This window comes from Synechococcus sp. A18-25c (assembly GCF_014280035.1).
Lineage (GTDB): Bacteria > Cyanobacteriota > Cyanobacteriia > PCC-6307 > Cyanobiaceae > Synechococcus_C.
On the sequence record NZ_CP047957.1, the window covers coordinates 2,107,006 to 2,130,332 of the forward strand.

Sequence of the window (23,327 nt, forward strand, 5' to 3'; positions counted from 1 at the left end):
ATCCATTGGATTGCGTTAAAACCGCCGGATTCCACGGCGGTTTTTTGATTCACCCATGACAGCGCGTCGCCAAGGAATGGAACCGATCCCCGCCGGTCCTTGGGATGTCGTTGTGGTCGGGGCCGGTGCCGCAGGCCTGATGACCTGTCTCGAGCTGCCTGATGGACTGCGAGTTCTGCTCGTCAATCGAAACACCAGCCGTCGATCTTCCAGCCTTTGGGCACAAGGGGGCATCGCCTCCGTCACACGACCTGACGACAGCAGCAGTAGCCACGCCGCGGACACCATGCATGCCGGCGCAGGACTCTGCGACGGGGATTCCGTTCGTCTGTTGGTGGATCAGGCACCGCAATGTGTGGATCGGCTCCTGCAATTAGGCATGGAGTTTGATCGAAACCGCGATGGCAGCCTCGCCACCACACTGGAAGCGGCCCACAGTCATCACCGAGTGCTGCATGTGCAAGATCGCACCGGTCATGCACTTGTCGATGTGCTGCGAGAACGGGCCGAGCAACGGCCGGGTCTTTTGCATCGTCGTGGCGTACGGGTTAGCCAACTCTGGGTCGAACACGGGCGATGCTGCGGCGTTCAGGTGGTGGATGGTTCCAGGCTGCAGTGGATCCGCTCAAGAGCCGTGGTCCTGGCGACCGGTGGCGGAGGCCATCTCTACACCAACACCACCAATCCGGCTCAGGCGGCAGGCGAGGGTGTGGCACTGGCCTGGAGCGCTGGCGCAGCCATCGAGGATCTGGAGTTTGTGCAGTTCCATCCCACAGCTCTCAAACTCCCGGATGCGCCTTGCTTTTTGATCTCAGAAGCCGTTCGTGGGGAGGGAGCTCGCCTGGTGGATGCCTCAGGGCAGAGCCCTGTTGCCGATCTGCACGGAGCCGATCTGGCTCCACGCGATCAAGTCAGCCGCGCCCTGCTCAAGTGCATGCGGGAGCAACACACGGACCACATCGGACTGGACTGGTCAGGGATCCCCCGTGAACAGGCCGAGCGCCGATTCCCGACTATTCTCGAACGCTGTCGACAACACAACCTGAATCCCCTGGAGCAACCAATTCCCGTGGCACCAGCAGCCCACTACTGGATGGGGGGAGTCGCCACGGACCTGAGGGCCGCCACATCACTGCCGGGTCTCTATGCCGTTGGCGAAGTGGCCTGCACCGGTCTGCATGGTGCCAACCGACTGGCCAGTAACTCGCTGATGGAATGCCTCGTCTTTGCCCGACAGCTTGGCGAGATCGACCTTCCCCTAGCAAGCGAAACCGACCGAAGCCACTGGAATCCTTCTCAAGGTGGAAGTCAGATCACCGCGGACCGTGCCCGTAGCGAGGCCAGCATCGGTCACTTAATGCGAGAGATCGAACGGCTCAGCAAACAGTGCTGGGATGTGGCCGGCGTGGATCGTTCCGTCAATGGGATGCGGCGCCTGTTGCAAACCACCGATCAGGCGAGTTTGCAAATGCAACAAGAACAACTGCTGCAGCTGGTCAAGGCACAACCTCAGGACCAGCCGCTCCAACTGGAAGAACCAAGTCGCCAGGAACTCAATCTATTGCTGGATCTTCTGCATCGCCAACGCACCAGCATCCTGTTGCTCAAGGCCTGCCTGTTCCGAACCGAAAGCCGAGGGGGGCACTACCGCAGTGATGCTCCTGCCCCTCTTCCCCAGTGGCGCCGACACAGCCGTCAGGTGAGAGGGATGCCGATTCACACGCGCCAGGTCAGTGAATAACGCGGCGAAGCTTGAGGCTCAGAAATTGGTATCACCCTTGAATCCCGACATCCTGGCCAGTGTCTTCAAGGGTTTCACACCAGAATCAAGCCTGCCGTTGATCTCCCAAGTGGGATAACCCTCAATATTTTTGCTTTCGCAAAGCGCTCGCTGGTTGTTCTGGCCGTCTGCAGCGCACTCAATGATGGTGAGTTTCTTGGCCGCTTCTTCACCGAAATCCTCCTTCTGCTCATGGCAGTGCGGACACCAATAAGCGCTGTACATCACCGCTCCGGTCGCTGTGAGGTGCTCAGCAAGCGCCACCTTGGCAGGGGTGCTTTCGGTGGTGACCAACGGCGGCGCACCAGGTCCGGTCAGTGCGGCATCGGGACGATCTGGATCCACAACTGACGACCAGATCAGGCTGCCGATGAGCACAGCCAGCGCCCAGAGAATGCCGCGGAACACCACCTGCCCGAAATCGTCCCAACCTCCACCGATCACCGCAAGAACCATCAGCAGCACCGACAGCGCCGCAGAGAGAGCGCAGAAGAAACAAAACGCCTGGATCTTGAAGACCATCAGCCCCACCAACACGAGGCTGAAGACGGCCATGCCGAGAGAGACGGTGAGCAGTCCCCACCAGGTGCGACGCGATAAATCCCCTCGGTTCTCCGCCAACCCTGGCAACAGAGGCACCAGCGCCATCACCACCACCGCCAGGTAAGCGACCAGCCCAACAAAGGACAGCGGAATGCTGAAGGTCTCGGTTTGGAGCAGCGTGCCCCAAGCACTGTTGAGCACCTTGTCGCACCCATCAGCCCCCAGCGGACAGGTGAGATCGCCGATCACCCCCCAGCGCTTCAGCGTGATCGACCCTGTGTCGATCACGCCGACGGTTGCCAGGACCGCCATGGCGATGCGCGCCCATTTGAAACCTTGATCCTGACGACGGCGGCTGGTGAGTCGGGTGGTGCCCATGTGCACTGCACTTTGCCTTCGAATTCTGGCAGGCGTCAGCGCGAGATTTATGTTGATTGATTGATCCGTCGTGCCCATGTCCCCGGACCAGCCCCCAGGCCGCGACGGAATTTGCACAAAGCCCACGGTGGCATTTGCCCATTTGGGCTGCGAGAAGAACCGTGTTGATACCGAGCACATGCTCGGCCTTCTATCGCAAGCCGGTTATGGCGTGAGCAGCGATGAAAGCGACGCCAATGTCGTGGTGGTCAACACTTGCAGCTTCATCCAGGACGCCCGCGAAGAATCGGTTCGCACGCTGGTCGGCCTGGCCGAGCAGGGCAAGGAACTGATCATTGCCGGGTGCCTGGCTCAGCATTTTCAAGAGGAGCTGCTCGACTCACTGCCCGAAGCCAAAGCGATTGTCGGCACCGGGGATTACCAACACATCGTGGAGGTGTTGCAGCGCGTCGAAGCAGGTGAACGGGTCAACCGAGTCAGCCAGACGCCAACGTTTGTGGGCGATGAGAACCTGCCGCGGTACCGAACGACAGGAGAAGCGGTGGCTTATCTGAAAGTGGCCGAAGGCTGCGATTACCGCTGCGCGTTCTGCATCATTCCCCACCTGCGTGGCGATCAGCGATCGCGCACGATCGAGTCCATCGTGGCGGAAGCCCATCAACTGGCTGAGCAGGGGGTGCAAGAGCTGGTGCTAATCAGCCAGATCACCACCAATTACGGCCTCGACCTCTACGGACGACCACGGCTGGCAGATCTGCTACGAGCCCTGGGAGAGGTTGAGATCCCCTGGATACGCGTGCACTACGCCTACCCAACGGGCCTCACACCTGATGTAATCGCGGCGTATCGAGACGTGCCGAACGTGCTGCCCTATCTCGATTTGCCCCTTCAGCACAGCCACCCCCAGGTTCTGCGAGCGATGAATCGCCCCTGGCAGGCGGATGTGAATGAACGACTGATGGATCAGCTGCGGGAACAACTTCCCGATGCCGTGCTCCGGACCACTCTGATCGTGGGGTTCCCCGGTGAAACCGAAGAACAGTTCGAACATCTGGCGGGATTCCTGGAGCGCCAGCGCTTCGACCACGTGGGAGTGTTCACTTATTCCTTAGAGGAAGGAACTGCCGCGGCCACGCTTCCGAATCCGGTCCCAGCAGAGATTGCCATCGCCCGCAAGGATCGCTTGATGACCCTCCAGCAACCAATCTCTGCAGAAGCCAACAGCCGCTGGGTCGGACGCACCGTGGATGTGTTGATCGAACAGCACAACCCCAGCACCGGAGCCATGATCGGCCGATGCGCTCGCTTTGCTCCCGAGGTGGATGGCGAAGTGCAGGTGCAACCGCGGGCAGATGGTCTTCAAGCCGCACCGGGAACCATGGTCCCGGTGCGAATCACCGGCGCTGATATCTATGACCTAACCGGCGAGATCGTCGGTGCAACTGAAATGGTTGCTTCAGCCCGGACGACTTCGTGAGCGGATCTGGATCGCACAACGGTCAACGCATCCTCTTTTTGATCGCTTCTGGCATGAGCACCGCAGGATCCTTTGCGGGGCTCACTGCCAAAGGCTGGATCCTGATGGAACAAACGGCAGATCCGATGGTGCTGGCGCTGCATTTTGCTGCGCTGTCACTTCCCACGATGCTGGTGAGTGGGCCGGCAGGCGTTCGCACGGATCGCGTGGGATGTGAACGCGTGCTGATTCAGGCGCAATGGGCGCTGCTCGGGGCCGGTCTTCTGGCCGCTCTAGCGATCCCCATGCTGGAGGGTCAGACCCAGGTGCTGATGCTGTTAGCCAGCACACTGCTGGCGGGCGTCGCGGGCGCTTACGAACTCACGGCCAGAAACAAATACTGCGCGCTGCTCGTTGATGACACCCGCCAGCTGGCGCCCTATCTGACGAGCTTCTCCGTGGTGTTCAACGTGGGCAAGCTGGTGGGACCCCTTCTAGGCGGCTGGTTGGTCACCCTCACGGGACCAGCTCAGGCACTCACACTGGATGCCGCCACGTATCTTTTGCCTATCGCCAGTGTGATCTGGCTGCTGAAACCACGGCTGGAGCTGGAGCAGCGGAGCACGCCCGGCAAGACAGCCTCCCTGAGTGTGGCCTGGCGAGATTGTGGAAGCACCCTGCGCAACGTGCTGACGTTCACAGCTCTGATGTGCGTCGTGGGCTTTTTTCATCCTGGACTCGGACCCTTGATCGCGGCGCGAGAACTGGGAACCGCCCCGATGGACTTGGCCCTGTTCACCAGTGTTCTGGCGCTGGGGAGCATTGCGGGAGGGATTGTGCTGCAGCGAAACAGCCATCGCTTCTGCAGCAGACCCTCATTGACGCTGGCAGGCTTCGGTCTCATCACAGCTTTGGCACAGCTGGGCATGGCGCGCGGTGGCAGCACGATCTTCGTGCTGGCCATGACGTTGCTGATCGGAGCCGGCACCGCTGGGTTACTGAGCAGCAGCAACCTCATCACGCAGGTGGGTGCGCCTCAGATTTTGCGAGGAAGGATGGCTGGCTTAAGCCAGATTGCCTTCCTGGGTGGCGGCGGTTTGAGCGGTCTCATCGCAGCACAGCTGACAATCTCCCTCGGACTACCAACGACCTTTGCCATCACAGGAGGGATCGGAGTTGTCTTGGCGTTGTGGGAAATCTGGCGTCGTGGCGGGACGATGCTGACCGAGGTCAGATCAGCTTGATGCAGCGCAACACAAAACTGATGACGGCAGCGGTGACAAGGCCGGCACCGACAAGACCCAGATAGATGACGACGCCCATGGCTGTCACAAATGGCTGCAACCATTAGATCAGAAACCGAAGCTCAGATAGCCAGATCCGCTTTAAGATTCCGCACAACGAAATCAAATGGGATCGGACGGTTCTCTCCCAAGGGTCGACCGCAGGCAACAGACACTCACCTCCACGCCACGGATCATGCGCACCCTTTTCATCTATCCCCTGTTCCCGAAAACCTTCTGGAGCTACGAAAAAATTCTGGAGCTGGTGAACCGCAAGGTTCTGCTTCCTCCTTTAGGTCTCGTCACTGTGGCGGCACTGCTTCCTCAGGAATGGGACATGAAGCTGGTCGACCGCAATGTCCGTGAGATCACCGAGGCCGAGTGGGATTGGGCGGAACTGGTGGTGATTTCCGGAATGATCGTTCAGAAGGACGACATGCAGGCGCAAATTGCTGAAGCCAAGCAGCGGGGCTTGCCGGTGGCCGTGGGTGGCCCTTACGCCAGTTCCACCCCTGATGCCCCTGAAATCGCCCAAGCCGACTTCAAAGTGCTGGACGAAGGCGAGATCACTCTTCCTCAATTCGTCGAAGCCATCCAGCGTGGTGACACCAGTGGACGCTTCAGCGCCGAAGGTGACAAACCCGATGTCACCGCAACCCCGATTCCACGCTTCGATTTGCTTGAACTGGATGCCTACGACTCAATGAGCGTGCAGTTTTCACGGGGCTGTCCTTTCAACTGCGAGTTCTGCGACATCATCGTTCTCTACGGACGCAAGCCACGCACCAAACATCCCGAACAGCTGATCGCCGAGCTGCAGTACCTCCACGACCTGGGATGGAGACGCTCCATCTTTTTGGTGGACGACAACTTCATCGGCAACAAGCGCAACGCCAAGCTGCTGCTTCCGCAGATCAAAACCTGGCAAGAGGAGCGGGGTTACCCCTTCAGCTTCGCCACCGAGGCATCCGTCGACCTTGCTGACGACGATGAAATGATGCGGATGATGCACGAAGCACGCTTCGAAAGTGTGTTTCTTGGCATCGAAACACCGGATGAAGCCAGCCTGGAAACCTCACGCAAAATTCAAAACACCCGCAACCCACTGGATGCGGCGGTCGACCGGATCACCGCCAACGGTATCCGTGTGATGGCTGGATTCATCATCGGTTTCGACGGTGAAAAAGAGGGCGCAGGCCGTCGCATCGTCGAGTTCGTCACACGCACTGGCATCCCCGCCGCGATGATGGGAATGCTGCAAGCGCTTCCCAATACAGCGCTTTGGCATCGTCTTGAGAAAGAGGGCCGACTGATTCAAGACAAGGACGCCGCCAAAGGCGTTAATCAGACCAACCTGTTGAACTTCAAGCCGACGCGACCGATCCGCGACATTGCCAACGAATACGTGGAGGCGTTCTGTGAGCTCTATGAACCCAATGCCTACATGGATCGGGTGTATTCCTACTATTTGAAAATGGGAGCCCCGCGTTGGAAAGGGAGCGCATCCCTACCCACCTGGACCGACATCCGAGCTCTCTCCATCGTGGTGTGGCGCCAGGGAATGAAACGCAGCACCCGCAGCCGCTTCTGGCGCTACATGCTGAGCATGGCCCGGCGCAACCCGGCCATGCTTGAGCAATTCCTGGTGGTGCTGGCTCACAACGAGCATTTCCTCGAGTACCGCGCGATCGTTCAGCAAGAAATCCGCGAACAACTGGAATCCCTTCCGCCTGAGGAGCCCAGCGCACCCAGGGAATTGCAACCGGCCTGAGTTTCGCCTCAGTCCTGCACGTAGGGTTTGCCGTTGTTCAGGCAACCCTCGGCCTTCTGCAGCTCTCGCCCCAGATAAAGGGCATGGTCAAGGCGACTGAGGGGATGGGGCCCATCACCTTCGGTGAGAGCAATCCCGAGCTCCTTGGCCGTGCGGCCGCGAAAGCTGCGGCTGGCTTGTCTCGGGCCACCACCGCGGCAGGCCAGCACTTCACCAGTCTCCGGATCTGTCGCTCGACCTTTGTCGTCCACATCATTGCTGTAATGCTCGACCACCAGTTCAGCGGCATCAGCATCCACCTTGATCAGGAAATAACCGCAGGGATCGAGGTCGATAAAGCGTTGCGACAGCTGGTCGTCAAGCGATGAAGGGACGGTTTTCATCCAATCACCCTACAAATCGAAGTCTCAAAGCCCCAACGCTGGGGGATCGGATCGGAAGGGGAGCTCAGCGTTGATCGCCTCGATCTCCTCCTGCATCAGGCCGTTGGCCCGAGGCAACCAGGAGCGAATGAGAGCCTCCATGCGTGGTTCGTACCAGCGATGCAGGCTGGTGTGGGGTCTGGCCACAAAACCACGGCGGCGTTTGTGGCTGCCACCGGCCCCAGGATCGAAGCTCATGAGCCCTTGCTGCAGAGCCCACTCGATGGGGGAGTAATAACAGACCTCGAAATGAAGACAGTCAATCTCCTCGTCGCTTCCCCAGTAGCGCCCCCAGAGATGTCGCGCATCCTGCACGCAGAGCGACATGGCTACGGGGTCAAAGGGGTCACCTCGATGGGCACTAAACAGCACGACATGGTGAGCGAGAGCAGGCTCGATCAATTGATCGAAAAACGAGGCCTGTAGATATTTGCTTCCCCAGACCCCCCAACGCGAACAATGCTGTTCGTAGAAACCATGCATGCGCGATAGCAAGGCCGGAGTGAGAGCCTCACCAGTAATGGGAGTCACGCTGAGCCCAGCCTTGTGCACAGCTTTGCGCTCTCGCTTGATGTTGCGCCGCTGATTGGCGTTAAAACCAGCGAGATAATCGCTGAAATCAGTCTGTCCATCAGCGGTCCATAGGCTCTGCTGGTTCACCCAAGCCGCACAGCCAGCCGCCTCAGCGAGTGGCTTCCAGGTGGGATCCACATAGAGAAAATTGCAACTGAGGATCTCGTTCCGGGCAGCAAACTCATCGATCAGGCGAAGCATCACGGCCGTGAGCTCCTGGGGATCCTCCTGTGGGTGGAGATGAAAGCGGTACCCCTGGATTGGACTGACAGGGCTCATGCCGATCAGCTTGGGGTAATAGCGAAGGCCAAGATCGCCAGCCAGACGCGCGAACGACTGATCAAAAACAAATTCGCCGTAACTGTGGCCCTTGAGATAGAGAGGGGCAAACGCAACAAGTTGCTCCTCTCTCCACACCGAAAGGTGGAGAGGCTGCCAGCCCTGATCCGGCGCCACACTTCCGGAATGTTCAAGCGCCGCTAGCCAGCTCCATCGGTAAAAGGGACTGACGTGTTCATCCAGCAAGTTGTCCCACTGCTGCCGCGGGATCTCACGGATGCTGCGATGCCAACGAGCCGTAAGCGATGCCATCCGGGGCCAGGGTCAACGACTCAGGCTCGACCCTAACCAGCAACTTTGAAACGAGCGGCGATGGCAAGGACCGAGCTATCAGACCAAGGATGTCGTCTTGGACGATTAACTCTGTCGTCATCGTCCTACTGGACGTCTTCCCATAGTGCTGCTCGTCGTGTTTGGGACACTCCACAGCACCAACCTGCGCACCCAGGCGGGAGTGCTGAAACCGTTTCTGCAGCTGCTGCAGCCCACCGTCGACAACCACTGACGGATCAATGCTGAAGCCTGGCGGCGCGGGCGATCGACAGGGAGTGAGCCTCTGAAACATGGGTGCGCCAGGCCGCGGAATAGCCCTACCGATCACTGGCCCATCCCGGTTTAGGAACGCGTCAACCGATTGCGGCGGTAGTGCACCAACACTTCGTTTGCACCCAGATCTCGCAGTTCATGCAGATGCCAGGCTCCTGCTTCCATCAAAGAATCTGGCAGCAAAGAGCCGTTGGCTGGCAGCCAGCTGAAGGGCCCTCCGAGCACACGGGGGCAAAGGGTCAACTGAAGTTCATCGACCACGTCCTGCGCCAAGAGGGATTGACACAGTTGGGACCCTCCCAGCAGCAGCAACTGGGTCCAGCCTTGGGCGCCCAAACGGTTCAAGGTGTCTTGCCAAGAGGGGGTCAAGCGATGGCCCGCCTGAAAACCGGGTGTGACCAGCCCCATGGGTGTCAGCAAATGCCGTTCAAAGGGTTGCTGAAAGAACGGCCACTCCAGAGGGAACTCTCCCGTGCGACTGACCACCACAGCCACCGGCTGAGGGCAACGGGTCGCCGTGATGCGTTGCTGCAGAAGATCGGTCGCACGGATCAAACAACTGCAGCGATGGGCACGCAAGGTGCCGGCACCGACCAAGACAGCATCACTCCAGGCCAGGGCCTCTTCCAAAACACGTCGATCGCCAGATCCGCCCAGCTGGGCCGCACCACCGGATGGTGGTGCTAGGCGCCCATCAAGACTGATCGCCAGCACGAGGCGAACGGTGATGGGCTCAGCTGGCAAGGTCCTGATCAGACCGGAGCCACCGCTTCAAGCGACGCTGGCGTCATCTCCAACAGCGGTGTTTCGGCGTACACCTCTGCCGCATTGTTGGGACTCTCCTGTAGACGGATCTTGTGCAGATGAGCACCGATGGCCTTGATGGGAGCCGACAGACGATCGGCGATGTGAAGAGCGATGTTCTCAGCGGTGGGGACGCACTCCTCAAAGAAGGGAACATCTTTATTCAAAAAGGTGTGATCGAAAGGCTCCACCACGAGGTCATCGACCAGACGCTGCAGCGCCGAAAGGTCGCAGACCATTCCGGTGCGAGGGTCAATAGCTCCACGGACTGTCACATCCACCAGGTAGTTGTGGCCATGACCGTGCGGGCGGGCACATTTGCCGTAGATGCGCTCGTTCTCTTCCTGGCTCAACTCCGGGCGCGCCAGTCGGTGAGCAGCTGCGAAATGGGTGCGGATGGTGAGAAAGGCGTCCATGGGATGTCCGAGGTAGTCGGCCCAGAGGCCCGGTTGTTCGTAAAGGCGTAGGGCCGTGATCGGCAGATGCGGACTCAACCGCATCCAGATCTGACGGACCAGTGCTTCGGTGGTGGGAAGGCATCCATCTGGACGGGATACGTCGAACTCGGGCCATGCCTCGTTCAAGAAACGGAAGTCCAGTTGTCCAGTGACCTCATTGCGGATGGCGTGCTTGACCTCAGAGAGGTTGAGCACCATGCCGTCTTCATCGAGGCCTCCGGCCATGGACACGATCAATTCGTAGTTATGACCATGTCCTGGTGCCAGAGCACAGGGGCCGAACTGTGCAGCATTGTCGTCAGCGGAGAGTTCCGGCAGCCAATAACGGTGGCTGGCACTGAAGCAAGCCCGACGTGTGATGACACAACCGCGGCCACGGCCATGCCGTGCAGTCGACTTCGTTTCAGTCATGTGACGGTTCGGCCAGAAGGCATCCTAATGAGCTAACGGCGAATTCGAGTCATGGCCGAGATCATTCCAACCCTGCGACAACGCCTGGGGGGAAGAATCCTTTATCTCGTGGGAATGATGGGAAGCGGGAAAAGCAGCACGGGCAGGCCCCTGGCGGAAAAGCTCGGATATGGCTTTGTGGACTCGGATTCGGTGATTGCGCAGCTGGCGGGTTGCTCCATTCCTGAGATCTTTCAGCGGGATGGGGAAGCGGGGTTCCGAAAACTGGAGACCCAGGTTCTGAGCGCCATCAGCGAACATCACTCTCTGGTGGTGGCAACGGGAGGCGGCGTGGTCACCCGCTCGGAAAACAGGGGGGTCATGCATCAAGGCATCGTGATCTGGCTTGATGTGGAACGCGAGCAACTGCTGAAGCGGCTTGAAGCTGACAGCACCCCACGACCACTGCTCCAAGAAGCCGATCCCGCTCAGGCTCTCGACAGGATTCTCAACGCGAGACGTCCGCAGTACGGCGAAGCCGATCTAACCGTGGTGATCGAGGAAGAAACACCGGACGTCGTGGCTGATGGCATCCTGCAGCTGCTGCCAAACCTGATCAAAGACCCGCCCAAACAACGGCCGGAATGAAGCTCAAGCGCTCGGCGGTTCCAGTCGGACCGCGTACCACTGCAGGGAAAAACCTGGCGAGACCTCCAGTTCACAGGCTGTGTCGAGAAGACGGGAGGCCGCCTGCTCCGGACTCGCGCACGCCTTCAGATCCGCCGGCCAAGGGTCCAGTCCGCGCAGACGCTGCGCCAGCCATGCCAGGGTGTCGACTGCACTGAGAAGCTGTTCCGGTTCTCCGGGCACCAGCACCACGTAGTGATCAAGCGATCGGATCAGAGGATCAGACATGGTGAAACCGCTGTTGGCACTGTTACTCACCATGGTGCTGCAGCTTGCGCACGTCGACTCCGCAGCCGCCGACGATCGCGACCAGGTGTTTCTGGAGCAACGATTCAGCGACTGGCCCGAATGGACTTTGCCGGCTCCGTTGCCGAGACCCCGTGGCCGCCAGGATCTGATCTATCCCAAATGGTTTGACGGCACCTGGAAAGTGCGAAGCGAACAGCTCGATGACCGAGGTCATCCCCAAAGTGGAGATGAGCCGCTGAGCCATCACGCCCGCTTCCGGCTCAACCAACGTGGTGATCTGGTGGGCGACCGGGTGTTCAATGCCCATTCCGTTGGTGAAGCACTGCTAGGCACTCAGTTGCTCAGCGTTGAACAGGATCCTGATCAGGTGAACCGTCAGCTGGCCCGGCTGAAGGGAGATCTGATGCTGGAGACGACCGTGATCGGTCGCAGAGAAAGCAACCCCAGAGAGGGTGCAGTCTTCTTCAGCGATGAGCTGGCACTGCAGGTGCTTCACGGCCCCGCAGCGCCTCGGATCAGCCGCATCGAAACGCTCACCCGCTATGAACGGTGTGGTGCTGCGATTTGCGCCGATCAACGCCAGGTCAGCCATGCGGGTCCAGGCCTTGAGAGCGATTCAACGCTTGAGGGGCGCAGCAGCCGATTTCAGCTCACCCTCACACCGTTGTCGCTGGATCCTGCTGGAGTAAGCGCTCCTCCAGCTGATCTCGCCAGTGGAACAACGACTGCAGTCTCGGGTGATCGCTGATCCCAGGAACGCCGCGGCCAGCCAGCGCAGAGCCTGCAGATGATGGGAAACGCAGAAGCGACAACTGCGCCGCCACCGACAGATCAGCGAGGCTCAAAGCATCGCCCACCAGTACTCCAGCGGCATCGATGGCATCAGCCATGGTGCAAAGGCTGCTGAGCATGGAGGCCCGCTGCTCCTGACCGAGCAAATCGCCAACACCACTTAGCCAACCACCGGGCAGCCCTGACATCACCTGACGAACAGGTGACGGCACATCGTCTGGAAGCAGCGCATCTCGAAGCAGTGGGTCATCCACTGCGGCCTGCAACAAGGCTGCACGAGCTGCTGCTGCCAGGGTCGTATCAGCCCAGTCCTCCATCAGTTCCACCTGGGCACGCAGACGGGGCTCATCAGGAATCAGAGCAGGCACTGGCTCAAGCGTCTCGAGATAACGGCAAATGGCACTGGAATCGGCCACCACATGATCACCGTCCACCAACACAGGCACCTGACGTTGCCCCGACAACCTGAACACCGCGATCTGACCGATGCCGGGAGTGACCTCCACCTCTCTAAAACTGAGTCCTTTGGACTGCAGCGCCATCCGCACCTTCAGACAGAAAGCCGAATGACGGAACTGATGAAGCTCCAGCATGTCCACGCCGGGTCAAGAGCCGGCAGAGTAGCCATCAAGTCCTGCCTCTCGCCATCGCCATGCGCGATTTTTTCCTCAACGTGACGCGATACCCGCGCTATCTGATCACCTTTGGCCTCGGTGTCATCACTTCCGTCGCAGAGCCGCTGGCACGACGACGCAGCAATCCGATCACTGCCGTCGCTTTGATCGGGGCGCTGATCAGCGGCTTCCTCAGCGTGAGTTTCGTGCTGCGTGCCATGGTGTCTTCAGCACCACAACTCTGAAATGGCCCCCGGACGTCGGGTTGAACGCGTGGCCGCCCTGATCCGTCGGGAGACCAGCGAACTGCTGATTAACGGCATCCGGGACGAGCGGGTGCACCAGGGCATGGTGAGCATCACCAACGTGGAGGTGAGCGGCGACCTTCAGCACTGCAAGATCTTCGTCAGTGTTTTGGCTGATGGAGAAGCCCGCAGCCAAGTGATGGACGGACTTGAGGCCGCCAGTGGTTATTTGCGCGGCGAGCTTGGCCGTCGACTACAGATGCGTCGCGCCCCCGAAGTGGTGTTTCAACTCGACCGTGGTCTTGAAAAAGGCACCTCCGTGTTGAGCCTTCTCGGTGAACTGGAGCGTGAGAGACAGATCCGAGGAGAGATTCCCGTCGGCAGTGATGACAATTCCGGACAAACCGGAAATGAACACAGCTGAACGCCGCCGGGCTGTCGCCCAGCTGCTGGTGGTTCGAGCCAGTGGCCATGCGAGTGACAGGCAACGGCGCTACCCCCGCTGGGAACTCAACAACGCTGCCCTGCAAGAGCTGCTGGAAGCTGGTGTGGGGGGAGTGATCCTCCTGGGGGGAAGCGCCACGGATCTCCAGCAGCGTTGCCGAAGTTTGCGCCACTGGGCTGGTCACTCCGACCTGCTGCTGTGCGCCGATGTCGAGGAAGGCGTGGGCCAGCGGTTTGAAGGCGCTTCATGGCTTGTGCCGCCCATGGCGCTGGGACGGCTGCAGACGAAAGAGCCCGACAAAGCCGTGGCTTTGGCCGAACGCTATGGACGCATCACGGGAGAGCAGGCCAAACGCTGCGGGCTGAACTGGGTACTGGGCCCGGTCTGCGACGTCAACAGCAACCCGGCCAACCCTGTGATCAATGTGCGGGCCTGGGGGCAGAACGCACACGGGGTCGCCGATCTAGCGGAGGCGTTTCAACGGGGCCTGCGCAGCAGCGGGGTTCTGGGATGTGCAAAACATTTCCCCGGACACGGTGACACCGCACAGGACTCCCATCTGGAGCTGCCGGTGATCTGCCACTCCCGCGAGCGCTTGAAACAGCTGGAGCTGATTCCCTTTCAACGACTGATCGCCGCTGAGGTCGCCTCCGTGATGACGGCCCATCTGCTGGTGCCGTCCTTGGATGACCAACAACCTGCCACGCTCTCCAAGCCAGTCCTGACCGATCTGTTGCGGCAGGACCTGGGCTTCCAGGGGCTTGTGGTGACCGATGCCTTAGTCATGGAAGCCATCAGCCGACATGTGGGACCTGGAGAAGCGGCGGTGCAGGCCTTTGAAGCAGGTTCCGATCTGATCCTGATGCCTGCGGATGCCCATGCGGCGATCGATGCCATCTGTGCCGCCCTCGACAGCGGAAGGATTCCCGAATCACGCCTGCACGAATCGATGCAGAGGCGTCAGGAGGCTCTCAAGAGCTGTTCAAAGCTGGAGCCTGGAACGCCTGGCCATGCAATCGAAACCGAAGCCGACCATGCCTTGGCAATGGAGTTGGTGGAACGCTCCCTGGAAACCCAAGGTCCTTCACTTTCACCCACAGCACAGCAGGCAGGCATGAACCTCATCCGGGTGGATGGCGTGCTGCCCTGCCCGGTGCTGCGGGCTGATTCAGCAGCGGTCACAGCGCCGGAGAGCCTTGGCTACGAAACTCGGATCTGCCACGACAAGGGACTGTCGCCATGGGCAGATCACGGTGATCCAAACGAACCCCTGGACCTGGTGGCACTGGGAGATGGCGTGGTCTTTCTGCAGTTGTTCCTGCGCGGCAATCCCTTCCGGGGCGCTCAGGAACGCAGCGAGCCTTGGGCGGAAGCCATTGAGCAACTCCTCCGGCATGAACGCCTGGCAGGACTGATCGTTTACGGGTGTCCCTACCGCTGGGATGCACTGCGAAGCCTTTTACCAGCGTCCACACCCGCTGGTTATAGCCCCGGGCAAATGCCCGAAGCTCAGGAATGCCTGCTCACTAAGATGATGGGCACGACACCTGCACAGACTGGAATCAGGGACTTCACCGACTGAACGCCGCACGACGAGTCTGTGGCAGAACGACGGGAGGAATATCCCCTTAATCTCAGCGCCAGTGTTCAGGGCCGCCATGCTCAGCCTCTCGATGATCGTGCGCGATGAAGCGACGCGGATCGAGGCCTGCCTGCGCTCCGTGCAGGACTTTGTCGATGAGATGGTCGTCGTCGACACCGGGTCCACGGACGAGACGGTGGCATTGGCGCAAGCCTGCGGAGCCCGCGTGGAGCACCTGACATGGCCGGGTGACTTTGCACCCGCACGGAATGCAGCACTGGAACATGTGAAGGGGGATTGGGTGCTGGTGCTCGATGCCGACGAGCAGCTCCGCACAGAAGCGATTCCCAAGTTGAAAGCCCTGATGGCCCAGCCGGATGTGCTGGTGATCAATCTGCTCAGGCATGAGCTGGGTGCGGCGATGGCGCCTTACTCCAATGTGAGCCGCCTGTTCCGAAGACATCCCCGCATTCAATGGAGCAGGCCTTATCACTCCATGATCGATGAGAGCGTCGTAGCTCTGATGAGCGACGAGCCCCAGTGGCGCATTGCCAATTGCGCCGAACCGGCACTCCTCCATGACGGCTATCGCCCCGAGCTCCTCTCGGGCACCGACAAGGCTGAGCGTCTGCGTCAATCGATGGAACGGTGGCTGGAGGACCAACCCAGTGATCCCTATGCCTCCGCCAAACTCGGCGCCTTAGAAGTGAGTGAAGGGAATCGCGATCGAGGCATCACGCTGCTGCGCCAAGGCTTGAAGACGCTGCCAGGAGGCGAGGCCTTCATTGCCGAGCGCTATGAACTGCTCCTCAACCTGGGCATCGCCTTGGCAGCCGACGACCGCGATGCCGCCGTGGGCTGTTACCGAGAGGCTTTGGACTTGCCTTTGGACACGCGGCTCAGCCTTGGTGCCCGCTTGAATCTGGCAGCCCTGCTGATGCAGCAGAACGAACTGGAGGAAGCCATCCAGCTCACGACCACCGCCTGCCAGCGCGCTCCCGAAGTCGCACTGGCCTGGTACAACCTTGGCTTGATGGAACGGCATCGCGGCGATCTGTTGGCCGCGATCAAGGCCTACGAGCATTCGATCAACCTTGACCCTTCCCATGCTGAAAGCCATCAGAACCTGGCCGTGGCCCGTCTGATGGGTGGAGATATCGACGGTGCTCGATCCGGATTTAGTCAAGCCATTGCCGTTCTGAATGCGCAGCAGCGCCAGCAGGAAGCTGCAGCCCTGAAGGCGCAGGTCAGTGGCCTGGTGAAACTGGACGACACTCCAGGCGCATGACTTCCGTGCAACATCAGCCACTGCAGGGAAGCACGGTGGTGATCACGCGTGCCCAGGAGCAGCAAAGTGAGGGACGGCGGATGCTGGAATCTCTTGGCGCCAGGGTTCTTGAGCTGCCAGCCCTAGAGATCGGACCTCCAGACACCTGGGCCCCCCTCGACGATGCACTCGCCGATCTGGAAAACTTTCACTGGATGATCCTGTCCAGCGCCAATGGCGTGGATGCAGTGGAAGCACGGCTCCAGATGACAGGTCGGTGTTTAGCCAGACGCCCTGAGAACCTCAAGATCGCAGCCGTAGGTCGCAAGACAGCCCAGCGCCTGGAAGACCTCGGCGTTCCTGCCGACTTCGTCCCACCCACGTTCGTGGCCGACAGCCTGATCGAGCATTTCCCCGTGTCGGGTTGGGGGCTGCGCATCCTCTTGCCAAGGGTTCAGAGCGGCGGGCGAACGCTGCTCGCGGAGGCCTTCGGCGATGCCGGCTCAAGAGTGGTGGAAGTCGCGGCCTATGAATCGCGCTGCCCTGACACGATTCCAAGCGAGACACTCCAAGCCCTCGAAGCCAGGGAGGTGGATGCCATCAGTTTCAGTAGTGGGAAAACCGTGAGCCACACCGTTGCTCTCCTGACCAAGGCCATCGGTGACCAACGGATGGCCTTGGTGTTTCAAAATCCTGCCGTGGTGTCAATCGGTCCCCAGACCAGCCAGCGCTGCATGGAGCTGCTGGGTCGTGTCGACGCAGAAGCCTCCCCCCATGACCTCGATGGGCTGGTCGAGGCGTGCGTTCAAGCCATACAGCGACGCTGAGCCTGACCCGAGACCATCACCTCGAGACATCCTCGGCGTAGATCAATGCCTTGAACACTCCAACCCGAGGGCAGAAGAGCTGCTGCATCCCCCGGGCAACGGCCACGCGGTCCAATACACACCGTCCCAGCACCCGAGGCTGTTTGAACCAGAGCGCGGAGCTCACCACCCACTTGCAACACGCCCTGAACCCTCACATCCGGTGCGGAGGTTGCATCAGCGTCAGTGGAACTCATGCTGGCTTGGCTCGATTCCAACACCCCTGCATGCGGCAGCACAGGTGCAAAGGGATCCGATCGCCCTTCCGGCACGGATGCCAGAACCTGGTCCCGACTAGGGAGAGGGGTCAATCCTGATGCTGATTCCAAGCCAGGGGATACTTCAGGTGGCACGTCGACTGCCACAACCGGAGCTGCAGCAGGGGACGGGGACTGGGAGAGATCAGGCGCAGTCGCACGACCACAAGCTGAAAGCCCCACTAGCACAAGGGGAAGGCAACGCTTCAACACGGGGAGTACCGGCGAACAGGGCACAGCAATTCAGGCGTGAGCGGCTCCGCCCTGTTCCACCAAGTCTCGGAAGCGATCAAGGTTGGCCTGCAGTTCTTTCGTCACAATCCCTCCAAGGATGGTCGGTTCCATCAACGGTGCCAAGACCCCTGGGAGCTCGTAGGTCACCGTGAGCTTCACCGCTGTGCGATCAGGTTGTTCGACATAGAAGCGGACCCCTCCTTTGGTCGGAAGGCCTCCAACCGATTCCCAATGAAGCTGCTGAGCTTCCACACGCTGTGTGATTCGCGCTTTCCAGTGAAAACGGAATCCCTGCGCCGCCAGGGTCCAATCTGTGAGGTCAGGATCATCGAGAGTTTTCACCGACTCAATCCAGCGCATCCATTTGGGCATGGCTTCCAGGTCGCTCCAGACCGCCCAGACCCGATCCACCGGTGCTTTGACCTCCGTGGTCACCGAATGTTCAAGCCAACGTCCCATCAGGCCACCGCCGCATTCGTGGCCAGCTGCACTGGTCGTTTGAGAATTTCCGCAGCTGCGAGATGTCCACTCATCGTGGCTCCTTCCATGGAGTCGATGTAATCCTGACGTGTGTAACTGCCCGCCAAGAAAAAGTTTCGAACCGGTGTGCGCTGCTCGGGTCGATAGGGCTCCATGCCCGGTGCCTCGCGGTAGAGCGATTGAGCCAGTTTCACCACATTGCTCCAGGTGAGAGTGAGATGACGGGCCGAGGGGAACAGCTCACGGACCTGACGGTCGGTATGGGCAACGATCTCGTCGACAGACTTGGGAATCCAGGGGTCCCCTGGTGTGAGGACACACTGCAGCAACGACCCCTCACCAGGCTTGCGGTAGTCCTCCGGACTGGCCAAGGCCAGATCGGCGAAGCAGCTGAAATCAGCGTCAGCGGTGTAAAGGAGGTTATTAAGCCCTGCGGGCTGATCCACATCCCGACGGCGGTGCTCTTGATCGTCTCCAAGTTCCGTCACCCAACCGTCATAGCGAAGTTGAACCGTTGCCACAGGAACAGCTTCCAGCTTGTGAATTGCCGCGAACTGAGGAAAACGCTTCCATTCCTCAGGGAGGAGTCTCTGAATGCCGGGAACATCACAAGCGGCGAGATAGGCATCCGCTTCAACACGGACATCACCATCAGGCGTCGTCAACTGAAGCGCCTTGACCTCGGGTTGGTCACCAGCACTGAACTCCACTTGCTTGACGCGGTGGCGAAGGTGGAGCTTTCCACCTCGCGCCTGGATGTAATCCAGGATCGGTCCAGTGAGCCAACGATGGGGGGACCCTTTGAGCAGGTTGAGTTTTGAAGCTTCGGTTTTGGCAGCAAACATCATGAAGATGGTCAGCATGCACCGGGCCGAGATCGCTTCGCAATCGATGAACCCGAGCGCGTAGGCAATCGGATTCCACATGCGCCGGATGCTTTCCATGCTGCCGCCATGGCCCACAAACCAATCCTGGAAACTGACGGAATCCAGAGCGCGGATCGTGCGCATCGCCCCTTCGTAGTCCACCAGGCCCCGAACAATGGGGCTCGTGCCCAGCGCCAGAGCATTGCGCAGTTTGTCGATCCAGGTGAGCTGAGGCGTGGTGAAGAAGGCCTTCAAGCCGTTAAACGGAGCACCGATCGGAAAACGGAAATCGAGCTCACGCAGATCACCGCCTTTGTTGCAAAACAGATGGGTGTGATTCTTGGGAAGAAGATTTTCGAAAGCGCCCACCTTGCGCATCAGAGCGAAGAGATTGGCGTAGTTAAAGAAAAACACGTGCAACCCCATCTCGATGTGATTGCCTTCGGGATCCACCCAACTGCCCACTTTTCCGCCCATGAACGGGCGGGCCTCGTAAAGGTTCACCTCATGGCCGGCATCCACCAAATCCACCGCAGCAGACAGGCCTGCCAGACCGGAACCAACAATCGCGACCCGCACTATCTGGCGTGCAACTCAACCGACTCTATGAAGAGACCTGTCAGCACTGCTTTAGGCGACAGGCCTGAGGCATTCATAAAATGGCAGTGGATCTCGCGCCAGAGCCTGCAATGTCCAGCTCCGAAGCCACCGCTGAAACCGCAGCAACTGCAGTGCCAGTGACGGCCCAATCCCACACCTCACGGGACGGCAAAGGCATCCTGATCACCGAACCAGCCATGCAGCAACTGGCCAAGTTGTGCGCGGATCAGGGAGAGAACAAGGTGCTACGCGTAGGAGTGCGCTCCGGTGGCTGCAGCGGCATGAGCTACACGATGGATTTTGTGCCGGCATCCGAAACGCTTGAAGATGACGAGAGCTATGACTACGAGGCTCCTGATGGCGCCAGTTTCACGGTGATCTGCGATCCCAAGAGCCTGCTTTACATCTACGGGATGCAGCTCGACTTCAGCACAGCACTGATCGGTGGTGGTTTCAATTTCACCAATCCGAACGCAACGCAAACCTGTGGCTGCGGAAGCTCTTTCGCTGTCTGAGCGCGTCTCCGAACCCGCTAGGGCTTTTGTGGGAATCTGAAGGGATTGCTTGAAGGACCAACACTTCATGGAGTCCAGCCAGGAAAGTCTGTTTCAGCAGGCGATGAGCCGCTATCAGCAAGGTGCTCCGGCCCAGGATCTGCTGGCAGATTTTGAAGCGATCACCGCATCAGCACCGCGTCAATCGGCGGGATGGACTTGCCTGGCCTGGCTGCAGCTGCTCTGCGACCAATCCGATGCCGCTCTGCGATCAGCCAGGATGGCCGTGAAGCTCAATGGACAGGACCCTCAGGCCCGCATCAATCTCTGTTTGGCGATGCTGGAAACGAAGGCCAAGGGCGTGAGAGATCACATTGAAGTGGTTCAGCAGGTGCTGGCGCTGGCTCCCGATGTAGGTGCAGAACTGAAGGAATCCATCGACGACGGGCTCAAGCGGCGGCCTGAATGGCCGGCTCTTCTCAAAGTGAAGGCCTGGCTGGAGCTCTGAAGTGGGCAGGCTGCTGTTGCTGAGCAATGGTCATGGAGAGGATCTCTCCGGTGCCTTGCTGGGCCGCGCGCTACAGACTGAGGGACACGTCGTTGAAGCACTTCCGCTGGTGGGGAAAGGCCAGCCCTACCGCGATGCAGGCATTGGCCTGATCGGGGGGACGCAGGAGTTCAGCACCGGCGGGCTTGGTTACACAAGCCTGCGAGGGCGCCTGACCGAATTGGCGCAAGGACAGGTGATCTATCTGCTCAGACGGCTGATCCGCCTGCTGCGCATTGCCAAGCGTTACGACCTAGTGGTGGTGATCGGTGATGTGATTCCAGTGATGGCGGCCTGGCTGAGCAGACGTCCTGTGGCCACTTACCTGGTGGCCTATTCCAGTCACTACGAAGGGCGCCTACGCCTGCCATGGCCTTGCAGTGACTGTCTGCGCAGTCCGCGTTTCAAAGCGATCTTCAGCCGAGACCAACTGAGTGCCGACGATCTCAGCATCCAATTGCAACGGCACGTCAATTTTCTCGGCAACCCTTTCATGGATCCTGTGCTGAGCGACGCCCAGCGGCTGCCACCGGCCCATCGCCGGCTAGGGCTATTGCCGGGCAGCCGCCGCCCGGAACTGGAACAGAACCTGCTGCTGTTGCTGCGGGTGATCGATCAGTTGCCGGAGGCTTGGCGCGACAACGGTGAGCTTCAGCTAGAGCTGGCGCTGGTGTCGTCTCTCCAAGATGTGGAGCTCTCTGCATTGGTCGCACAAGGCCAGTGGCATTTGGAGGCTGGGTCGGACAACAAACCTTCGGCCTTGCGTCGAGGCGGCTGCCGCATTTGGATCCGACGCGGCAACTTCGGCGCAGTACTGCATAGTTCCGACCTACTGCTTTGCATGGCCGGAACAGCCGCGGAACAGGCCGTGGGATTGGCACGACCCGTGCTGCAACTGGTGGGACAGGGCCCGCAGTTCACAGAAGGCTTTGCTGAAGCCCAACGACGCCTGCTGGGACCCACCGTGTTTTGTGCCCCTGGCGAGGCTGGTGATCCAGTCACGCTCGCACGCACAGCTCAGATGGTGTTGGACCTCGTCGAGCGAATCCACCAGGACGCCGATCTGAAATCCGTCTGTGACAGAGAGGCTGTGAACCGTCTCGGCCCAGCGGGTGGTGGGGGCAGGATGGCGGCGAGCATCTCCCGACTGCTGACGTTGCCCCGATGAGCGCCCCGACGCGTCAACCGATCTGGAAGATTTGGCTGGATCGCCTGCTGGTGGTCAATGTCTTTCTTGTGATGGGAGGCGCTGGCTGGTTTGGACTGGCCGTGGTGAGCAGCAGCCAGGGGCTAGAAGCACCGATGCGTCAGTTCATGCGGCTTTGGGAGCCGCTGTTCACCCCTGCCATTGGGGTCTTGATGGGCGCAGCTCTGGTCAACGGCGTCTGGAGCTGGTGGCAACGTCAAGTGCAACGGGCAAAGTCGGACAGCGGAAGCTGAAGCCCACTGACTCAAGACGGGTGGAGCTGACATGCTGCCCCTCAAGAACAACCTTGGCGCCGTCCCCGAGCAACAGCTGCAGCATTGGCCCAGGAACGGGCAGCAGACTGGGCCGACCAAGACAACGTCCCAGACTGCTGGCAAAGGTCGCCATGGAGACGGGTTGAGGCGCGACGGCATTGAATGCCCCGGACCAAGAGTCCGATTCCAGTGCCGTCTGAATCATCGTGCAGAGATCACTGCGCTCGATCCAGCTCATCCACTGACGCCCCGAGCCGATCGGACCACCGAAACCGGCACGGAACACCGGAAGCATCTTGGCCAGTGCGCCACCGTCGGCCGACAGCACAATGCCGATGCGCAGCTGCACCAGACGCATGGACGCTGGCTTAGCGGCAGCGGCCTGTTCCCAGCCTTGACAAAGCTGTGCCAGGAAATCGGCGCCGGCAGCACTGGCTTCATCGAAGCGAGCCTCTGCGCTTGTGCCGTAAAAACCCACAGCCGAGGCATTGACCAAAACCGAAGGTGGATGATCCAGCGTGGCCATGGCAGCAACCAGATAGCGGGTCGTGTCCAGGCGACTGCTTTCGAGCAACAAACGATGCTGGGCTGTCCAGCGCTGTTCCGCGATCGGTTCACCAGCCAGATTCACAACGCCATCACATAACTTCAGCGCCTCATACAGGGGCGTGGATGGCTCCCAACTGGCCGCCGTTGCAGGGTCGAGTTGGATCCAATCGAGCTGCGCAGCCTGAGCTGAGGCCAATCCCGCTGGTGATGGCCGGCGACTCACCACAGTGAGTTGATGGCCTGCCGCTTGAAGCTGAGGAACCAGACCACGGCCCACCAGACCGGTGCAACCAATCAGCAGGAGGCGCATGGGGGATGGCGTTAAAGACAGTTGACGTTAAGCAGCGAG

Annotated in this window: 27 protein-coding genes; 15 read left to right on the plus strand and 12 right to left on the minus strand. The window is 60.0% G+C overall.

The window, feature by feature from the left end; translation table 11 throughout:
- The first annotated feature begins 55 nt into the window (after positions 1 to 55).
- Positions 56 to 1,741: an L-aspartate oxidase gene (gene nadB / locus SynA1825c_RS11555; protein WP_186469420.1), complete on the plus strand. Its 1,686-nt coding sequence runs from the start codon at positions 56 to 58 to the stop codon at positions 1,739 to 1,741.
- Between the two features lie 18 nt (positions 1,742 to 1,759).
- On the opposite strand, the gene SynA1825c_RS11560 is transcribed toward nadB, so the two are convergent.
- Positions 1,760 to 2,701 carry a vitamin K epoxide reductase family protein gene (locus SynA1825c_RS11560; RefSeq protein ID WP_186469421.1) on the minus strand — a complete coding sequence of 314 codons (942 nt, stop codon included), beginning with the start codon at positions 2,699 to 2,701 and terminating at the stop codon, positions 1,760 to 1,762.
- A 76-nt stretch (positions 2,702 to 2,777) separates the two neighbouring features.
- Here SynA1825c_RS11560 and rimO point away from each other — a divergent pair, with 76 nt between their 5' ends.
- Positions 2,778 to 4,178, plus strand: coding sequence for a 30S ribosomal protein S12 methylthiotransferase RimO (gene rimO / locus SynA1825c_RS11565; RefSeq protein WP_186469422.1), 1,401 nt, complete (start codon positions 2,778 to 2,780; stop codon positions 4,176 to 4,178).
- Positions 4,175 to 5,401, plus strand: a complete 1,227-nt coding sequence (locus SynA1825c_RS11570) for an MFS transporter (RefSeq protein WP_255478382.1) — start codon at positions 4,175 to 4,177, stop codon at positions 5,399 to 5,401. Before rimO ends, SynA1825c_RS11570 begins: the two co-directional genes overlap by 4 nt.
- Here SynA1825c_RS11570 and SynA1825c_RS11575 read toward each other — a convergent pair.
- Positions 5,388 to 5,480: a cytochrome B6 gene (locus SynA1825c_RS11575; RefSeq protein ID WP_186471193.1), complete on the minus strand. Its 93-nt coding sequence runs from the start codon at positions 5,478 to 5,480 to the stop codon at positions 5,388 to 5,390. The two genes, SynA1825c_RS11570 and SynA1825c_RS11575, sit on opposite strands and share 14 nt — an antisense overlap.
- Before the next feature lie 156 nt (positions 5,481 to 5,636).
- Between SynA1825c_RS11575 and SynA1825c_RS11580 the strand changes: the two genes are divergently transcribed.
- Positions 5,637 to 7,211, plus strand: a complete 1,575-nt coding sequence (locus tag SynA1825c_RS11580; RefSeq protein ID WP_186469424.1) for a B12-binding domain-containing radical SAM protein — start codon at positions 5,637 to 5,639, stop codon at positions 7,209 to 7,211.
- 8 nt (positions 7,212 to 7,219) lie between these two features.
- Here SynA1825c_RS11580 and SynA1825c_RS11585 read toward each other — a convergent pair whose 3' ends face one another.
- The 4 genes from SynA1825c_RS11585 to SynA1825c_RS11600 all read right to left on the minus strand — a co-directional run bounded on the left by SynA1825c_RS11585 (position 7,220) and on the right by SynA1825c_RS11600 (position 10,764).
- Complete coding sequence (locus SynA1825c_RS11585) at positions 7,220 to 7,594, minus strand: DUF4346 domain-containing protein (protein WP_186469425.1); 375 nt, start codon at positions 7,592 to 7,594, stop codon at positions 7,220 to 7,222.
- Positions 7,595 to 7,618: 24 nt separating this feature from the next.
- Positions 7,619 to 8,797, minus strand: a complete 1,179-nt coding sequence (locus SynA1825c_RS11590) for a GNAT family N-acetyltransferase (protein WP_186469426.1) — start codon at positions 8,795 to 8,797, stop codon at positions 7,619 to 7,621.
- Positions 8,798 to 9,160: 363 nt separating this feature from the next.
- The gene (locus SynA1825c_RS11595) at positions 9,161 to 9,835 is read right to left on the minus strand and encodes a dihydrofolate reductase family protein (RefSeq protein ID WP_186469427.1); all 675 of its coding nucleotides are present in this window, start codon (positions 9,833 to 9,835) and stop codon (positions 9,161 to 9,163) included.
- An 8-nt stretch (positions 9,836 to 9,843) separates the two neighbouring features.
- Positions 9,844 to 10,764: a 6-carboxytetrahydropterin synthase gene (locus SynA1825c_RS11600; RefSeq protein WP_186469428.1), complete on the minus strand. Its 921-nt coding sequence runs from the start codon at positions 10,762 to 10,764 to the stop codon at positions 9,844 to 9,846.
- Between the two features lie 51 nt (positions 10,765 to 10,815).
- On the opposite strand from SynA1825c_RS11600, the gene SynA1825c_RS11605 reads away from it, so the two are divergent.
- Positions 10,816 to 11,391, plus strand: a complete 576-nt coding sequence (locus SynA1825c_RS11605) for a shikimate kinase (RefSeq protein WP_186469429.1) — start codon at positions 10,816 to 10,818, stop codon at positions 11,389 to 11,391.
- A gap of 3 nt (positions 11,392 to 11,394) precedes the next feature.
- Here SynA1825c_RS11605 and SynA1825c_RS11610 read toward each other — a convergent pair whose 3' ends face one another.
- The gene (locus SynA1825c_RS11610; RefSeq protein ID WP_186469430.1) at positions 11,395 to 11,658 is read right to left on the minus strand and encodes a chlororespiratory reduction protein 7; all 264 of its coding nucleotides are present in this window, start codon (positions 11,656 to 11,658) and stop codon (positions 11,395 to 11,397) included.
- On the opposite strand from SynA1825c_RS11610, the gene SynA1825c_RS11615 reads away from it, so the two are divergent.
- A complete protein-coding gene (locus tag SynA1825c_RS11615) occupies positions 11,657 to 12,427 on the plus strand; it encodes a DUF6816 family protein (protein WP_186469431.1) in 771 nt (256 codons plus the stop codon). The two genes, SynA1825c_RS11610 and SynA1825c_RS11615, sit on opposite strands and share 2 nt — an antisense overlap.
- On the opposite strand, the gene SynA1825c_RS11620 is transcribed toward SynA1825c_RS11615, so the two are convergent.
- On the minus strand, positions 12,336 to 13,064 hold the full coding sequence (locus SynA1825c_RS11620) for a glutathione S-transferase family protein (RefSeq protein WP_186469432.1): 729 nt from the start codon (positions 13,062 to 13,064) through the stop codon (positions 12,336 to 12,338). The genes SynA1825c_RS11615 and SynA1825c_RS11620 overlap by 92 nt on opposite strands.
- A gap of 59 nt (positions 13,065 to 13,123) precedes the next feature.
- On the opposite strand from SynA1825c_RS11620, the gene SynA1825c_RS11625 reads away from it, so the two are divergent.
- The 5 genes from SynA1825c_RS11625 to SynA1825c_RS11645 all read left to right on the plus strand — a co-directional run bounded on the left by SynA1825c_RS11625 (position 13,124) and on the right by SynA1825c_RS11645 (position 17,451).
- Positions 13,124 to 13,330, plus strand: coding sequence for a DUF751 family protein (locus SynA1825c_RS11625; protein ID WP_186469433.1), 207 nt, complete (start codon positions 13,124 to 13,126; stop codon positions 13,328 to 13,330).
- 1 nt (position 13,331) lies between these two features.
- A complete protein-coding gene (gene rbfA, locus SynA1825c_RS11630; RefSeq protein ID WP_186469434.1) occupies positions 13,332 to 13,754 on the plus strand; it encodes a 30S ribosome-binding factor RbfA in 423 nt (140 codons plus the stop codon).
- Positions 13,717 to 15,357 (plus strand): glycoside hydrolase family 3 N-terminal domain-containing protein, encoded by a 1,641-nt coding sequence (locus SynA1825c_RS11635; protein ID WP_255478383.1) that lies wholly within the window; start codon positions 13,717 to 13,719, stop codon positions 15,355 to 15,357. Before rbfA ends, SynA1825c_RS11635 begins: the two co-directional genes overlap by 38 nt.
- Positions 15,358 to 15,433: 76 nt before the next feature.
- Positions 15,434 to 16,645 (plus strand): glycosyltransferase, encoded by a 1,212-nt coding sequence (locus SynA1825c_RS11640; RefSeq protein WP_186469435.1) that lies wholly within the window; start codon positions 15,434 to 15,436, stop codon positions 16,643 to 16,645.
- Positions 16,642 to 17,451, plus strand: a complete 810-nt coding sequence (locus tag SynA1825c_RS11645) for a uroporphyrinogen-III synthase (RefSeq protein WP_186469436.1) — start codon at positions 16,642 to 16,644, stop codon at positions 17,449 to 17,451. Before SynA1825c_RS11640 ends, SynA1825c_RS11645 begins: the two co-directional genes overlap by 4 nt.
- Here the strand turns inward: SynA1825c_RS11645 and SynA1825c_RS11650 are convergent.
- From SynA1825c_RS11650 to zds, 3 genes are all read right to left on the minus strand, one after another.
- Entirely contained in the window at positions 17,430 to 17,855 is a 426-nt protein-coding gene (locus SynA1825c_RS11650) for a hypothetical protein (protein WP_222930005.1), read from the minus strand. The two genes, SynA1825c_RS11645 and SynA1825c_RS11650, sit on opposite strands and share 22 nt — an antisense overlap.
- Positions 17,856 to 17,990: 135 nt before the next feature.
- Positions 17,991 to 18,440: an SRPBCC family protein gene (locus SynA1825c_RS11655; RefSeq protein WP_186469438.1), complete on the minus strand. Its 450-nt coding sequence runs from the start codon at positions 18,438 to 18,440 to the stop codon at positions 17,991 to 17,993.
- Positions 18,440 to 19,906 carry a 9,9'-di-cis-zeta-carotene desaturase gene (zds, locus tag SynA1825c_RS11660; protein ID WP_186469439.1) on the minus strand — a complete coding sequence of 489 codons (1,467 nt, stop codon included), beginning with the start codon at positions 19,904 to 19,906 and terminating at the stop codon, positions 18,440 to 18,442. Before zds ends, SynA1825c_RS11655 begins: the two co-directional genes overlap by 1 nt.
- 110 nt (positions 19,907 to 20,016) lie before the next feature.
- Between zds and SynA1825c_RS11665 the strand changes: the two genes are divergently transcribed.
- From SynA1825c_RS11665 to SynA1825c_RS11680, 4 genes are all read left to right on the plus strand, one after another.
- Positions 20,017 to 20,442 (plus strand): iron-sulfur cluster assembly accessory protein, encoded by a 426-nt coding sequence (locus tag SynA1825c_RS11665; protein ID WP_186471195.1) that lies wholly within the window; start codon positions 20,017 to 20,019, stop codon positions 20,440 to 20,442.
- A 67-nt stretch (positions 20,443 to 20,509) separates the two neighbouring features.
- A complete protein-coding gene (locus SynA1825c_RS11670) occupies positions 20,510 to 20,929 on the plus strand; it encodes a hypothetical protein (protein WP_186469440.1) in 420 nt (139 codons plus the stop codon).
- 1 nt (position 20,930) lies between these two features.
- Positions 20,931 to 22,136 carry a lipid-A-disaccharide synthase-related protein gene (locus SynA1825c_RS11675; RefSeq protein WP_186469441.1) on the plus strand — a complete coding sequence of 402 codons (1,206 nt, stop codon included), beginning with the start codon at positions 20,931 to 20,933 and terminating at the stop codon, positions 22,134 to 22,136.
- On the plus strand, positions 22,133 to 22,408 hold the full coding sequence (locus SynA1825c_RS11680) for a hypothetical protein (protein ID WP_186469442.1): 276 nt from the start codon (positions 22,133 to 22,135) through the stop codon (positions 22,406 to 22,408). The genes SynA1825c_RS11675 and SynA1825c_RS11680 overlap by 4 nt, the downstream gene beginning before the upstream one ends.
- On the opposite strand, the gene SynA1825c_RS11685 is transcribed toward SynA1825c_RS11680, so the two are convergent.
- Entirely contained in the window at positions 22,344 to 23,288 is a 945-nt protein-coding gene (locus tag SynA1825c_RS11685) for a TIGR01777 family oxidoreductase (protein WP_186469443.1), read from the minus strand. The genes SynA1825c_RS11680 and SynA1825c_RS11685 overlap by 65 nt on opposite strands.
- Positions 23,289 to 23,327 lie beyond the last annotated feature (39 nt).